Annotated in this window: 19 protein-coding genes; 6 read left to right on the top strand and 13 right to left on the bottom strand. The window is 63.6% G+C overall.

Annotated elements, in window-relative coordinates; translation table 11 throughout:
• The first annotated feature begins 134 nt into the window (after nucleotides 1–134).
• The 6 genes from RBR52_RS13170 (at nucleotide 135) to rarD (ending at nucleotide 6,759) form a co-directional block, all read left to right on the top strand.
• Nucleotides 135–1,373 (top strand): efflux RND transporter periplasmic adaptor subunit, encoded by a 1,239-nt coding sequence (locus RBR52_RS13170; protein ID WP_320377736.1) that lies wholly within the window; start codon nucleotides 135–137, stop codon nucleotides 1,371–1,373.
• 5 nt (nucleotides 1,374–1,378) lie between these two features.
• Nucleotides 1,379–2,593, top strand: a complete 1,215-nt coding sequence (locus tag RBR52_RS13165; protein WP_320377735.1) for an ABC transporter permease — start codon at nucleotides 1,379–1,381, stop codon at nucleotides 2,591–2,593.
• Nucleotides 2,594–2,602: 9 nt separating this feature from the next.
• Nucleotides 2,603–3,340 (top strand): ABC transporter ATP-binding protein, encoded by a 738-nt coding sequence (locus RBR52_RS13160; RefSeq protein ID WP_320377734.1) that lies wholly within the window; start codon nucleotides 2,603–2,605, stop codon nucleotides 3,338–3,340.
• Nucleotides 3,341–3,540: 200 nt separating this feature from the next.
• Nucleotides 3,541–4,533 carry a carbohydrate porin gene (locus RBR52_RS13155; RefSeq protein ID WP_320377733.1) on the top strand — a complete coding sequence of 331 codons (993 nt, stop codon included), beginning with the start codon at nucleotides 3,541–3,543 and terminating at the stop codon, nucleotides 4,531–4,533.
• Nucleotides 4,534–4,594: 61 nt separating this feature from the next.
• A complete protein-coding gene (gene ychF, locus RBR52_RS13150) occupies nucleotides 4,595–5,686 on the top strand; it encodes a redox-regulated ATPase YchF (protein ID WP_320377732.1) in 1,092 nt (363 codons plus the stop codon).
• A 143-nt stretch (nucleotides 5,687–5,829) separates the two neighbouring features.
• Entirely contained in the window at nucleotides 5,830–6,759 is a 930-nt protein-coding gene (gene rarD / locus RBR52_RS13145; RefSeq protein ID WP_320377731.1) for an EamA family transporter RarD, read from the top strand.
• 10 nt (nucleotides 6,760–6,769) lie between these two features.
• Here rarD and RBR52_RS13140 read toward each other — a convergent pair whose 3' ends face one another.
• From RBR52_RS13140 to RBR52_RS13080, 13 genes are all read right to left on the bottom strand, one after another.
• On the bottom strand, nucleotides 6,770–8,083 hold the full coding sequence (locus RBR52_RS13140; protein WP_320377773.1) for a Glu/Leu/Phe/Val dehydrogenase: 1,314 nt from the start codon (nucleotides 8,081–8,083) through the stop codon (nucleotides 6,770–6,772).
• A 331-nt stretch (nucleotides 8,084–8,414) separates the two neighbouring features.
• Nucleotides 8,415–8,681 (bottom strand): 30S ribosomal protein S17, encoded by a 267-nt coding sequence (gene rpsQ / locus RBR52_RS13135; protein ID WP_320377730.1) that lies wholly within the window; start codon nucleotides 8,679–8,681, stop codon nucleotides 8,415–8,417.
• Between the two features lie 3 nt (nucleotides 8,682–8,684).
• Complete coding sequence (rpmC, locus tag RBR52_RS13130) at nucleotides 8,685–8,891, bottom strand: 50S ribosomal protein L29 (RefSeq protein ID WP_320377729.1); 207 nt, start codon at nucleotides 8,889–8,891, stop codon at nucleotides 8,685–8,687.
• Nucleotides 8,892–8,901: 10 nt separating this feature from the next.
• A complete protein-coding gene (gene rplP, locus RBR52_RS13125; protein WP_013107272.1) occupies nucleotides 8,902–9,318 on the bottom strand; it encodes a 50S ribosomal protein L16 in 417 nt (138 codons plus the stop codon).
• An 11-nt stretch (nucleotides 9,319–9,329) separates the two neighbouring features.
• Nucleotides 9,330–10,142 (bottom strand): 30S ribosomal protein S3, encoded by an 813-nt coding sequence (rpsC, locus tag RBR52_RS13120; RefSeq protein ID WP_320377728.1) that lies wholly within the window; start codon nucleotides 10,140–10,142, stop codon nucleotides 9,330–9,332.
• A gap of 9 nt (nucleotides 10,143–10,151) precedes the next feature.
• Nucleotides 10,152–10,481 (bottom strand): 50S ribosomal protein L22, encoded by a 330-nt coding sequence (gene rplV, locus RBR52_RS13115; RefSeq protein WP_320377727.1) that lies wholly within the window; start codon nucleotides 10,479–10,481, stop codon nucleotides 10,152–10,154.
• A 9-nt stretch (nucleotides 10,482–10,490) separates the two neighbouring features.
• Nucleotides 10,491–10,766, bottom strand: a complete 276-nt coding sequence (rpsS, locus tag RBR52_RS13110; protein ID WP_320377726.1) for a 30S ribosomal protein S19 — start codon at nucleotides 10,764–10,766, stop codon at nucleotides 10,491–10,493.
• A gap of 10 nt (nucleotides 10,767–10,776) precedes the next feature.
• On the bottom strand, nucleotides 10,777–11,601 hold the full coding sequence (gene rplB, locus RBR52_RS13105) for a 50S ribosomal protein L2 (protein ID WP_320377725.1): 825 nt from the start codon (nucleotides 11,599–11,601) through the stop codon (nucleotides 10,777–10,779).
• Nucleotides 11,602–11,916 carry a 50S ribosomal protein L23 gene (gene rplW, locus RBR52_RS13100; protein ID WP_320377724.1) on the bottom strand — a complete coding sequence of 105 codons (315 nt, stop codon included), beginning with the start codon at nucleotides 11,914–11,916 and terminating at the stop codon, nucleotides 11,602–11,604. It abuts the gene before it with no gap.
• On the bottom strand, nucleotides 11,913–12,533 hold the full coding sequence (gene rplD / locus RBR52_RS13095) for a 50S ribosomal protein L4 (RefSeq protein WP_320377723.1): 621 nt from the start codon (nucleotides 12,531–12,533) through the stop codon (nucleotides 11,913–11,915). The genes rplW and rplD overlap by 4 nt, the downstream gene beginning before the upstream one ends.
• Entirely contained in the window at nucleotides 12,533–13,195 is a 663-nt protein-coding gene (gene rplC / locus RBR52_RS13090; protein WP_320377772.1) for a 50S ribosomal protein L3, read from the bottom strand. The genes rplD and rplC overlap by 1 nt, the downstream gene beginning before the upstream one ends.
• 195 nt (nucleotides 13,196–13,390) lie before the next feature.
• Nucleotides 13,391–13,702 (bottom strand): 30S ribosomal protein S10, encoded by a 312-nt coding sequence (gene rpsJ / locus RBR52_RS13085; protein ID WP_013107280.1) that lies wholly within the window; start codon nucleotides 13,700–13,702, stop codon nucleotides 13,391–13,393.
• Nucleotides 13,703–13,798: 96 nt separating this feature from the next.
• Nucleotides 13,799–14,016 (bottom strand): elongation factor Tu (locus RBR52_RS13080; protein ID WP_320377722.1); only part of this gene is annotated, 218 nt, incomplete at its 5' end.

Raw genomic sequence — 14,016 nt, 5'->3', positions numbered from 1 at the left:
GCGCATTTTGTCGCAGCGCAACAGCGACTGCGGCTGAAGAGCAACCCTTCCGTGCGAGACTTGTCGACTCTTTATGATGCCGATCTTTGGCTTGGCCGCTGCTTCCGGCCTTGAATCTCTTTGTCTCTGCACCGATGCCCGCCTCGCCCAAAACCTCCCTATTTTCCTGGTCGCGCCTGCTTTGGGTGCTGCTCGCGCTGGCCGTGGTGGCAGCCGTGCTGTGGTGGCGCAGCCGCGCGCCGGAAGTCGCCGGGTACAGGATCGAGGCGCGGCATCTGGTGCAGAACGTGGTGGCCACCGGCTATGTCATCACCCCCTCCAGAGTGCAGGTGGCCAGCGAAATCACCGGCACGGTGGTCAAGCGTCTGGTGGATCGCGGTGAGCACGTCAGGGCCGGGCAGGTCTTGCTCGAACTGCGCGCCGACCAAACCACCGCCCAGCTCGAACAGGCCCGCGCCGCGCTGCGGCAGTTGATCGAGCAGACTCGCCCCCAGGCCGCCGCCGCGTTGGCGCAGGCCAGGGTGCAGCTCGAACAGGCCGAACGCGACTACAAGCGCGCGCAAGGCGTGTTCGACGCCGGAGGCGGCTCGGCGCAACAGCTCGAACAGGCGCAAACTGCGCTGCGCAACGCCCGCCAGCAGCGCGACAGCGCGCAGGCGGCCTACGCCGCCGTGGCCCCCGGCGGCGCGCAGCAACGCGTGCTCGAAGCGGCGCTCAATGCCGCCAGCGCGGTGAATGCGCGCAATGTGGTGCGCGCCGGGGTGTCTGGCGTGGTGCTCTCGCGCAATGTGGAAGTGGGTGACACGGTCACGCCCGGCCAGCCGCTTTTCACCCTGGCGATGGACGGCGCCACCGAAATCCTGCTGCCGGTCAATGAGCAGAGCATCGGCCATCTGCAGATCGGCCAGCAGGCCCGCTGCGTGGCCGATGCCTATCCCGACCGCAGCTTCAAGGCGCAGGTGAACTTTCTCGCCCCGCAGGTCGATCGCACCACCGGCACGCTGGAAGTGCGCCTGCGCGTACCCGATCCGCCGGCCTGGCTGAAGCAGGACATGACGGTGTCGGCCGACATCGTCACGGCGCAGCGCGAAAGCACCCTGGTCGTGCCCAACGAAGCCTTGCGCAAGGTGGACGGCGATCACGCCACGGTGCTGGTGCTGCGCGACGGCCGCGCCGAGCCGCAGCAGGTGAGGCTAGGGCTGCGCGGCTTGACGCTCACGCAGGTCACCTCGGGGCTGACCGCGGGCGAGGCCGTCATCGGCGGCGCCAGCGTGCAGGCGGGCGAGCGCGTGCGCCTGCAACGCCTGCCCCTGCCCGCCGCGGCCGCCAGCGCCACGGCGACCGGCAATGACCTGCCCGTGCCGGGCCGCTGAGCACGATGTTCGACCTCATGCGTCTGTCCTGGAATATCGCTTTGCAGTTCCTGCGGGATGGACGCGCGCAAACCCTGCTCATTCTCATCGGCATCGCCGTGGGCTCGGCGGTGATCGTGTTCATCACCGCGCTGGTCACCGGGCTGCAAGGCAATATCGTCAATCGCACCCTGGGCAGCCAGCCGCAGATCGTGGTGAAGGCGCCCGACCTCGTGCCGCTGACCCCGCCGCCCGCGCCGGATACGGTTTATCTCTCGCGCATCGACCCGCGCCCGCAACGCCTGCGCGGCATCGACAACGCCGCCGCCGTGCTCCATGCCATACGCGCCATGCCCGATGTGAAAGCCGCCACCCCTCTGGTGTCGGGCCCGGCCTTCGCTCAGCGCGGCAATGCGGTGCGCGCCGTGGCCATTCTCGGCATCGAGCCGTCGAGCTATGTGCGCATCATTCCCGTGGACACGGACATCGTCGCCGGGCAGTTTGCCGTTGGCGCAGAGAAAATTCTCATCGGCTCGCGCCTGGCCTCCGATCTCGGGCTGTCGGTCGGCGACACCCTGCGCCTGACCGGCCCAGCGGGTCAGGCGCAGGCCTACCGCGTGGCCGGCATTTTCACCATGGGCGTGCGCGATGTGGACGAGCGCCAGGTCTATCTCGGCCTGCAGCAGGCGCAAACCCTGCTGGGCCTGCCCGGCGCCATCACCGAAATCGACCTGAGCGTGCACGATCTGTTCAGCGCCCAGGCCATCGCCGCGCGCATCGCCCGCACCTTCGACGTCAAGGCCGAGAGCTGGATGACGACCAACAGCCAGTTGCTCAACGCCCTGAGCTCGCAGTCGCTGTCGACCAACATCATCCGCCTGGCGATTGCGCTCTCGGTCGCTCTGGGCATCGCCAGCGTGCTGGCGGTGAGCGTGGTGCAGCGCACGCGCGAAATCGGCATCCTGCGCGCCATGGGCGCCACGCGGGTGCGCATGATGACGGTGTTTCTCATCCAGGGCGGAGTACTCGGCCTGATCGGCTCCACCGTCGGCGCCCTGCTCGGGGTCAGTCTGGTCTATGTGTTCAACACCTCGGGGCCGCGGCTGTTCCCGGTCACCATCAGCCCCTGGCTGGTGCCGCAGGCCATGCTGATCGCCACGCTGGCGGGCGTCATCGCCGCATTCGCCCCGGCGCGGCGCGCCTCGCGCCTCGATCCGGTCGAAGCCATCCGCACCGTCTGACACCCGTCGATGCCCCTCGCTGCTCCGCCCTCCTGCGCAAACCCGAAGCCCGTATTGCACCTCGAAGGCCTGCGCAAGGCCTATGGCGTGGGCACGCCGCTCGAAGTCGAAGTGCTGCATGGCATCGACCTGACCCTGCATGGCGGCGAGTTTGCCGCGCTCATCGGTCCGTCCGGCTCGGGCAAGAGCACCCTGCTCAACCTCATCGGCCTGCTCGACACGCCGACCCACGGCGAAGTTCACGTCCAGGGCCGCCCCACCGTGGGCCTGAACGATGCCGAGCGCACGGCGCTGCGCGGGCGCTCGCTCGGCTTCGTGTTCCAATTCCATCACCTCATCAACGCCTTCAGCGTCATCGACAACGTGATGATGCCCGCGCTGCTCGGCGGGGCGAAACCCGACGCCGCCACGCGCGACCACGCCCTCGAATTGCTCGACGCCGTCGGGCTGGCGATGCATGCGCACAAACACCCGACCGAACTCTCGGGAGGCCAACAACAACGCGTGGCCATCGCCCGCGCCCTGATGATCCGTCCGCCCATCCTGCTGGCCGACGAGCCCACGGGCAACCTCGATTCGCACAGCGCCGATGATGTGTTCGCGCTGTTCCGCCGCTTCAACCAGACCTTCGGCTGCGCCGTGTTGCTGGTCACGCACGACCCGCGCATCGCCGCCCGTTGCGACCGCGTGCTCGAACTACTCGACGGCCGCCTGGTTTCGGATCATCAACAGTCCACCCAGGCATGATCGCAAATACGTTTAGTTAGTATCTGCGATCAATCGACATGCTTGCACGCGCGAAAAGCTCAACGCCCGGATATCTGCTTTGCGCCCTGTTTGGCGCAGCTTTCTGGCAGCCCGCAGCGGCGCAGACCTCCGAGGCCAACCTTCAGCTCGCGCCTTTCACTGCGCCCATCACCCCTCCGGGACAAAGCTGGAGCCGGGGCTTGAGCACTTCGCTGCACCTCGATGCGGAAACGCTCGGCGTCGTGGGTGGCCGCGGCAAGCGCCAGGCCGTTTCTGTCGCCGCGTTTCAAGCCGCACTCACACTCGACACCTCGCAGGCTGGCTGGTGGCGCGGCGGCCAGTTCGATTTCATGCTCATGGGCCTGCGCAGCAACGGCAATCTGGAAACCGTGACCGACACGGTGCAACTGCCGAGCAATCTCTGGGCGCCCAATTTCCTGCGCCTGTATCAACTGAGCTACCGCCAGCAATTCGGCCCGGGGTTCCTGCAGGGTGGCATCATGGATGTCAACAACACCTTCGACACCACCGAGGTCGCCGGCCATCTCCACAATGCCTCCTTCGGCATTGCCCCCACCTTGACCTCGAATGCCGATATCGCCACCTTCCCCAACCCCGGCCTGGGATTGATGGGCGGGCTCGATCTGGGCAAGGGCTGGTCTGCGCAGGCGGGCGTGTGGCAGGGCGACCCGCCCGGCATGACGGGGGCGCTGCATCGCGGCGCGCTGTGGATCGCCGAAGCCGATCGCTCCTGGGGCGGCGACGAACACGTCCAGGGCACGCTGAAACTCGGCGCCTGGCATCTGCAGCAAAACGAGGACGCCTACGGCGCCGACAGCGGCGGCCTGTATGCGGTCAATGAATGGCGTTGGAAAAAGGCCAGCCGACACGAATGGGCCGCTTTCCTGCAAGGCGGCTGGAGCCCGGCGGCGTCCAACCCGGTGCGCGGCTATATCGGCGCAGGCGTGCGGATCCAGGGGCTGAATGCCGCACGCCCAGCCGACGTGCTGACCATCGGCATGGCACAGGCGCGTCTGCAGGCGCTGCCCAGCGAAACCGTGATCGAGGCGGTTTACTCGCTGCAGCTCGCCCCTCACTTCTACGTGCAGCCCGACATCCAGCATATCCAGAATCCAGGCGGCGAATCGGGTCATCAGTGGGTTGCGGGACTGCGGGTGCACGTCGAGCATTAGGTCTACCACCCTACAATTGGCAGTTTCGCGCGCGATCCTGTGCGCCCACCCTCCCCACACCATGAGCCTGAAATGCGGCATCGTGGGCCTGCCCAACGTGGGCAAGTCCACCCTTTTCAACGCGCTGACCCAAAGCGCGATTCCGGCGGAAAACTATCCCTTCTGCACCATCGAGCCCAACACCGGCATCGTCGAATTGCCCGATCCGCGCCTCGATCAGCTCGCGGCCATCGTCAAGCCGCAGCGCATCGTGCCCGCGGTGGTCGAGTTCGTCGATATTGCCGGTCTGGTCGCGGGCGCGAGCCAGGGCGAAGGGCTGGGCAATCAGTTTCTGGCGCATATCCGCGAGACCGATGCCATCATCAACGTGGTGCGTTGCTTCGAAGACCCCAACGTGATCCATGTCGCGGGGCGGGTCGATCCGATTTCGGACATCGCGGTGATCCAGACCGAGCTCTGCCTGGCCGATCTGGGCACGGCGGAGAAGTCCCTGCACCGCGTGAACAAGCAGGGACGGGCGGGCGACAAGGAAGCCAAGCGCATGGCCGAAGTGATCGAACGCATCATTCCCGCGCTCAACGAGGCCCGCCCGGTGCGCGCCCTCGGGCTCGATGCCGAGGAGCAGGCCCTGCTCGCCCCGCTGTGCCTCATCACGGCCAAGCCCGCCATGTTCGTCGGCAATGTGATGGAAGACGGTTTCGAGAACAACCCCCACCTGGACCGGCTGCGCGAGTATGCAGCCCAGGAAAACGCGCCGGTCGTGACGATTTGCGCCAAACTGGAGAGCGAACTGGCTGGGCTCGAAGCGGAGGAAAAACAGGCCTTCCTCGCCGACCTGGGGCTGGAAGAGCCCGGGTTGAACCGACTGATTCGCGCCGCTTTCAAACTGCTGGGCCTGCAAACCTACTTCACCGCAGGCGTGAAGGAAGTGCGTGCCTGGACGGTGCGCGTCGGCGCCACCGCACCGCAGGCCGCCGCAGTGATTCACACCGATTTCGAGCGCGGTTTCATCCGCGCCCAGACCATCGCCTTCGACGATTTCATCCAGTACGGCGGCGAACAAGGCGCCAAGGATGCGGGCAAGATGCGCGCCGAAGGCAAGGACTACATCGTCAAAGACGGCGACGTGCTGCATTTCCTGTTCAACGTCTGATCCGCCCGCAGACCTTGATCTGTTCCCACGATTGCCGTCACGCAGCGGGAACCTCCAGCAAGTTCTCGCGGCCACAGGTACAGTGTGCCGCTTGCTTTGCTCACGTCTTTCATGGGCCGCCTCACCATAACGAATCCGTTCACATGAATTCCGGCGTTGTATACGCCCTGGCGGCGTACGTCATCTGGGGCCTGTTTCCGCTTTACTTCAAGGCGCTCCAACAGATTCCCTCTCTGCAGATCCTCGCGCACCGCATGGCGTGGTCGCTGCTGGTCGTCGTCTTGCTGCTGGCCGTGCTCAAGCGCTGGGCCTGGATGCGGCTGCTGCGCGAACAGCCCGCCCTGTTTGCACGCTTCGCCCTCAGCGCCGTGCTGCTGTCGGGGAATTGGGGCATCTACATCTGGGCGGTCAACAGCAGCCACGTGGTCGATGCCAGTCTGGGCTACTACATCAATCCGCTGGTCAATGTGGCGCTGGGGTCCGTTTTGTTGCATGAGCGCCTGCGCGGGCTGCAGTGGACAGCGCTGGCGATTGCCGCCGCGGGCGTGACGGTCATGGCCATCGAAGTCGGCCATGTGCCCTGGATCAGTCTCAGCCTGGCGCTCACCTTCGGCAGCTACGCGCTGCTCAGAAAAACCGCGCCGCTGGGTGCGCTCGAAGGCCTCGCCGTGGAGACTGCGGTGTTGTTTCCGCTGGCCGTGGCGTATCTGTTCTGGTTGAGCCTGCAGGGTTCGAATGCGTTTGCGACGGCCGACCTCTCCACACGCGCGCTGCTGGTGGCGGCGGGCCCGATCACCACCATTCCCTTGCTGTTGTTCGCGGCGGGCGCGCGCCGCATGTCGATGACCCTGCTGGGGGTCTTGCAGTACATCACCCCCAGCCTGCAGTTGGCGCTGGGGGTCTGGCTGTATCACGAACCCTTCGCCACGGCGAAAATGATCGGCTTCGGCCTGGTCTGGACGGGCCTTGCGGTCTTTCTGTTCGACGGTTTGCGCGCTTCGTGGGGCCGAACCGCTGTTTCCACCGCGCCGCCTGCAGACAGGGGCAGCGCGGTTGTCCCGAGCAAGCCCTGACGGTACCGCTTCAAGGGTACAGCCCGCGTTCTTCCCGTGCCTGCAGCACGCGCTCGCAAGCGACCACGAAGGCCGCGGTACGCAGGCTGATTTTGAGATCATCGGCCACATCCCAGATGCGGGCAAGTGCATTGCCGAGAATCTTGTCGAGGCGGTCGTTGATGTCGTCCTCATCCCAGAAAAAGCTCGAGAAGTCCTGCACCCACTCGAAGTACGACACAGTGACACCCCCCGCATTGCAGATCACATCGGGCACCACCAGGATGCCCCGGCTGGCAAGCACATCATCCGCCGCGGGAAGAGTCGGGCCGTTGGCACCTTCCAGGATCAGTTTGGCCGTCGTCTTGCTGGCTCGCTCGGGCGTAATCTGACCCTCCAGCGCGGCAGGAATCAATACATCACACGGTACCAGCCAGAAATCGGCGTCCGGAACACTTTGCGCGCCAGTGAAACCCGCGATGCCGCCATGATCGTTCACATGCGACTGCAAGGCCGCGACGTCCAGCCCTTTTTCTGCAACGATGGAACCCGTATGGTCTTGCACGGCCACGATTCGCGCCCCCGCCTTTGCGAACAATTCCGCCGCTGTGCCCCCGACATTGCCAAAACCCTGCACGGCAATGCGCAGGCCCTCGATGTCGTACCCGAGTCGACGCAGCGCTTCCTGGCCCGTGATGTATACCCCCCTGCCGGTAGCCTTGACTCGTCCCAGAGAGCCTCCCAATGGAATGGGCTTTCCCGTGACGACGCCGGTGGCCGTGGCCCCGACGTTCATGGAATAGGTATCCATCATCCAGGCCATGATCTGCCCGTTGGTGTTGACGTCGGGCGCAGGAATGTCCTGCTGCGGGCCGATGATGATCCCGATTTCGCTGGTATAACGCCGGGTCAACCGCTCCAATTCCTTGCGCGAGAGTTCTGCAGGGGCCACGCGGATCCCGCCCTTCGCACCGCCATAAGGCAGGCCGACAGCGGCGTTCTTGATGGTCATCCAGGCCGACAGCGCCATCACCTCTTCCAGGGTGACGTTCGGGTGATAGCGCACCCCGCCCTTGCCCGGCCCCCGCGACAGGTTGTGCTGCACACGATAGCCTTCGAAATGCCGCACCGTGCCATCGTCCATCTCGATCGGCACATCGACGATGAGCGCGCGCTTCGGCCGCTTCAAGGTCTCTCCCCAGCGGGCCAGATGGCCCAGGTGCGGCAATACCCGGTCAACCTGTGCAAGATAGGTCAACCAGGGGCTGTCGGCTTCGGGGTGGATGTAGGACAGTGAGCACTCGGGCGTGGTCGCAGCCGGTGCGGTGGATGCTGAGGCTTTCATTGCGTCTCCATTCAAGCGTTGTTATAGGACCGCCTCGTGCAAGGCCTGATGGGGTCTTGGCTGGGGCCGAGGCATTGTGTGCCCTGCCGATACTGTAGTCCCATGCGCCGATGACGACACCCTGGGAGCCGTATGCGCTGGAAAGACCTGCAAGCAATCCTGACACGCTCTCGTCATGCGAAAAAGCCCATCGCCCGCATGCCCCGCATGGATGCGGAACTAACGGGCGATGGGCCTTGACTTTTCGCTGCTGCAGCGCTGGGCAATGAGTCCTGCGCTACGAACCATCAAACACGATCAAATCCACGCAAAGACCGCCGATGCAGCGCGATCAGATGATCTGGCCCTTGGTGATCAAACGGTTCACGACCCAAGACTTGGTCTTCGAGATCGGGCGCGATTCGGCGATCTCGACCACATCGTTCAGGTGATACTGGCCGGATTCGTCGTGCGCGCTGTACTTCTTGGAGCGTGCAATGAACTTGCCATAGATCGGGTGCTGAATACGGCGCTCGACCAGCACGGTCACGGTCTTCTGGCGCTTGTCACTGACCACGCGGCCGACCAGCGTGCGCTGGACTTTCTTTTGTTCAGTCATGGTTTAACCCTTGGCCTTCTTTTCTTGAATCAGCGTACGAACCCGTGCGATGGCACGCTTGGTGTGGCCGAGCTGGCTCGTGTTCTGAAGCTGCTGCGTGCCCTTCTGCATGCGCAGATTGAAGTGGGCCTTGAGCAGACTGTCGAGTTCGGTCTGCAGCGCAGGAATATCCTTGGCGCGCAGTTCGGTGAGTTGAGCGGTCGATTTCATATCGCTCTCCTTAGGCGCCGATCTGGCGCGTGACAAAGATGGTGCGGAACGGCAGCTTGGCGGCGGCGAGCTCGAAAGCCTCGCGGGCGATGGCCTCGGGCACACCCTCGATTTCGTACAGCACACGGCCAGGCTGAACTTCCGACACGTAGTACTCGGGATTGCCCTTGCCGTTGCCCATGCGAACCTCGGCGGGTTTGATGGAAATCGGCTTGTCCGGGAACACGCGAATCCAGATGCGGCCGCCGCGCTTGACATGACGGGAAATCGCGCGGCGAGCCGATTCGATCTGGCGAGCGGTAATGCGGCCACGGGTGGTCGCCTTCAGGCCGAATTCGCCAAAGGCCACGGTGGCGCCGCGGGTGGCCAGACCCGTGTTGCGGCCCTTCTGCTCTTTGCGGTATTTGCGACGTGCGGGTTGTAGCATCAAATCTCTCCTTAAGCGCCGGTCGAACCGCCAGACTGGGCCGGTTTGCGCACGCGCTTGACTGCAACGGATTTTTCGCCATCGGCAGACGGCGCGGCGCGGCGAGCGCCGGACGGCCGGGCTGCACCGGGACGGCGGCTGCGGCGATCTTCTTCGGGCGCGGAAGGCTCGGCCTTGGTCGGCACGATGGCGCCCTTGGCCGGCGTATCGCCCTTGTAAACCCAAACCTTCACGCCGATGACGCCATAGGTCGTCTTGGCTTCGGAAGTTCCGTAATCGATATTGGCGCGCAGGGTCTGCAGGGGCACGCGTCCTTCGCGGTACCACTCGGTCCGCGCGATTTCGATGCCGTTCAGACGACCCGCGGACATGATCTTGATGCCCTGCGCGCCCATGCGCATGGCGTTCTGCATCGCCCGCTTCATGGCGCGGCGGAACTGAATGCGCTTTTCGAGCTGCTGCGTGATGGAATCGGCGATCAGTTGGGCGTCGATCTCGGGCTTGCGCACTTCTTCGATGTCCACAGCGACCGGCACGCCCAGACGTTTGGTGAGTTCGGCCTTGAGGTTCTCGATGTCCTCGCCCTTCTTGCCGATCACCACCCCCGGACGCGCGCTGTAAATGGTGATGCGTGCGTTCTTTGCGGGCCGCTCGATGAGCACCCGCGACACCGAGGCGTTCTTCAGGCGCTTGGCCAGGTACTCGCGCACCATGATGTCTTCGCTGAGCATCTTGGCGTACTGGGTGCTCGGCGCGTACCAGCGCGAAGCCCAGCCACGGGTGACGGCCAGACGGAAACCGGTCGGATGAATTTTCTGTCCCATATGACGTCCTCAGTTCCCGACTTGAATGTAGATGTGGCAGGTGGGCTTGCTGATGCGGTTTCCGCGGCCCTTGGCGCGCGCACTGAAGCGCTTGAGGGTCGCGCCCTCTTCCACCATGATGGAAGTCACCTTCAGTTCGTCCACATCGGCGCCATCGTTGTGCTCGGCGTTGGCGATGGCCGACTCCAGCACCTTCTTGATGATGCCCGATGCCTTCTTGGGCGAGAACTCCAGGATGTTCAGAGCGGAGTCCACTTTCTTGCCGCGGATCAGGTCCGCCACCAACCGGCCCTTTTGGGCCGAGAGGCGAACGCCGCGTAGGGTTGCACGAGTTTCCATGTGTCTGCCTTACCTCTTCGCCTTTTTATCGGCGGGATGTCCTTTGAATGTCCGCGTCAGCGCGAATTCGCCAAGCTTGTGACCCACCATCTGGTCGGACACATACACCGGGACATGCTGCTTGCCGTTGTGCACGGCTATCGTCAGGCCAATGAATTCCGGCAGGATGGTGGAGCGGCGCGACCAGGTCTTGACCGGACGCTTGTCCTTGGTGCTGACCGCAGCTTCAACTTTTTTGAGCAGATGTTGGTCGCAAAATGGACCTTTTTTGAGTGAGCGAGCCATGTGCTGTCCCTTACTTCTTACGACGCGACACGATCATGTTCTGCGTGCGCTTGTTGTTGCGGGTGCGATAACCCTTGGTCGGCGTGCCCCAGGGGCTGACCGCCACCCGGCCTTCACCCGTCTTGCCTTCACCACCACCGTGCGGGTGATCGATCGGGTTCATGGCCACACCTCGCACCGTCGGCCTAATGCCTTTCCAGCGCTTGGCGCCTGCTTTGCCATATTGGCGCAGGTTGTGCTCTTCGTTGCTCACCTCGCCCAGCGTGGCGCGGCAATCGATGTGAATGCGGCGCACCTCGCCGGAGCGCATGCGCACCTGAGCGTGGATGCCTTCACGCGCCAGCAGTACGGCAGAAGCACCGGCTGAACGGGCGATCTGCGCGCCCTTGCCAGGCTGCATCTCGACGCAATGTATGGTCGAGCCCACCGGAATGTTGCGGATCGGCAGGGTATTGCCCGCGCGGATCGGCGCTTCGGAACCGCTCATCAGCATGGCGCCCACTTCGAGGTTGCGCGGCGCGATGATGTAGCGGCGCTCGCCGTCTGCGTAGCACAGCAGCGCGATGTGCGCGGTACGGTTCGGGTCGTATTCGATGCGCTCGACCTTGGCCGCAATGCCGTCCTTGTCGCGACGGAAATCGACCACACGGTAATGGTGCTTGTGACCGCCGCCGCGATGGCGCGTGGTGATGTGGCCATTGTTGTTGCGGCCAGCCTTCTGGAACTGGGGCTCGAGCAGCGAACGCTCGGGCTCGCCCTTGTACAGATTCGGGTGCGTGACCTTGACGACGGCGCGACGACCGGCCGAGGTCGGTTTGACTTTGACGACGGGCATTTAGATACCCTCCTGCGCGAAATTCAGCTCTTGGCCCGCCTTCAGGCAGACATAGGCTTTCTTGACATGATTGCGACGGCCCGTGCCACGCGCGGTGCGCTTGACCTTGCCCTTGATGTTGGCGACCTGCACCGACTCGACATCGACCTTGAACAGCAGCTCCACCGCCGCCTTGATCTCGGGCTTGGTCGCGTCGCGCAACACGCGAAACACCACTTGATTGCGCTTTTCGGCAAGCATCGTCGCCTTCTCGGAAATGACCGGAGCGCTGAGCACCTGCATCAGGCGCTGGGGATTGAGAACAGCTTGCGTCATGACAGCATCTCCTGAAGTTGGCTGACCGCCCCCTTGGTCATCACGACCTTCTTGTAGAACAGGAGGGACAACGGATCGGCGTAGCGCGGCTCGACCACCAGGACATTCGGCAGATTGCGGGCGGCGAGGAACAGATTCTCGTCCGCGCCATCGGCGATGATCATCACCGAATCGAAACCCATCGCCTTGCACTTCTCGGCAACCAGCTTGGTCTTCGGCGCTTCCACGGTAAAGTCGTCGACCACAACGAGACGGCCTTCGCGCGCCAGTTGCGAGAACAGCGAACGCATACCCGCGCGGTAGGCCTTTTTGTTGACCTTGTGCGTGAAGTTTTCGTCGGGCGAATTCGGGAAAATCTTGCCGCCTCCGCGCCACAGCGGAGACGACGTCATGCCGGCGCGCGCGCGGCCCGTGCCCTTTTGCTTCCAGGGCTTGCGCGTCGAGTGCTTGACCACGGCGCGGTCTTTCTGGGCACGATTGCCCAGGCGCGCATTGGACTGGTAGGCGATCACGATCTGGTGCACCAGATCTTCGTTGAAGTCACGACCGAACACCTCGGGGCTGACTTCAAACTTGTCGGCAGGCTGGCCCTGCGCATTCAGAAATTCGAGTTGCATCACTGACCTCCTGCCGCAGACTTGACTGCGGGACGCAGAAACACAAAGCCAGAACGCGAACCCGGCACCGCACCCTTGACCAGAATGAGCTGGCGCGCTTCGTCGATGCGAACCACTTCCAGGTTCTGCACGGTCACGGTTTCATTGCCCAATTGACCGGCCATGCGCTTGCCCGGAAACACACGACCCGGATCCTGCGCCATACCGATGGAGCCCGGCGCACGCGTGGTGACCGAGTTGCCGTGAGACGCACGATTGGATGAGAAGTTGTGGCGCTTAATCGAACCGGCAAAACCCTTACCGATAGAGACGCCTTGCGCATCCACCATTTGCCCGACCCGAAACAACGAGGCAGGCACCGTGGCACCAGGCGCGTAATCAGCCGCCTTTTCGGCAGGCAGATCGAATTCCTTGAGGATTTCAGCCGGCTCCACGCCGGCTTTGGCCAGGTGGCCCGCCTGGCCCTTGGTCAGGCGCGACGGCTTGCGAGAACCGAAAGCCACCTGGACGGCGCTATAACCATCCACTTCCTGCGTGCGCACCTGCGACACCCTATTGCCGGAAGCATCCAGCACGGTGACGGCGATGGACTCCCCATCGTCGGTGAACACACGCGTCATTCCGACCTTGCGCGTGACAAGGCCCATTGAATGTGAGCTCATTGTTTTCTCCTGCCTGGCTGCGATTGGCCAGGCCCGTAAGTTATTCAAACGACCCAGGCCATGCGGCCAGAGTCAAATTTTGAGTCAACCAGCGGCTTGAGATCCACCCCAAGCCGCCTGCTTTCCATCAGGCGCAGCCCGAAAGAAAACTATCCATTCTACATCATGTGCTCTGCGGGCAGCAAGGCACAACGTTTACTGCAACTTGATTTCGACATCAACGCCTGCGGGCAGGTCGAGCTTCATCAACGCATCCACGGTCTTGTCCGTCGGATCGACGATGTCCATCAGACGCAGATGGGTGCGAATTTCGAGCTGGTCGCGCGAGGTCTTGTTGACGTGGGGTGAACGCAGGATGTCGAAGCGCTGCAGTCGCGTCGGCAGCGGCACGGGCCCTTTGACGATGGCGCCCGTGCGCTTGGCGGTATCGACGATCTCCATCGCGGATTGGTCGATCAGCTTGTAATCGAACGCCTTCAGACGAATACGGATTTTCTGGTTTTGCATGATGATTCCTTCAAAGAGCGAAAACCGACGCCAGACGAAACGGCAAAGCGTCGATGCGGCGTCGGTGCATTGCGATGAACGATTGCGATGAACGATTTACTCGATGATCTTCGCCACGACGCCGGCGCCGACGGTGCGGCCGCCTTCGCGGATGGCAAAGCGCAGGCCTTCTTCCATCGCAATCGGCGCGATGAGCTTGACGGTGATGCTGACATTGTCGCCGGGCATGACCATTTCCTTGTCCTTGGGCAGCTCCACCGCGCCGGTGACGTCGGTGGTGCGGAAGTAGAACTGCGGACGGTAGTTGTTGAAGA

It is taken from the genome of Thiomonas sp., from assembly GCF_034007205.1.
Lineage (GTDB): Bacteria > Pseudomonadota > Gammaproteobacteria > Burkholderiales > Burkholderiaceae_C > Thiomonas.
The sequence above is the reverse complement of the archived record's forward strand: the minus strand, read 5'-3'. Positions and strand labels throughout refer to the sequence as shown.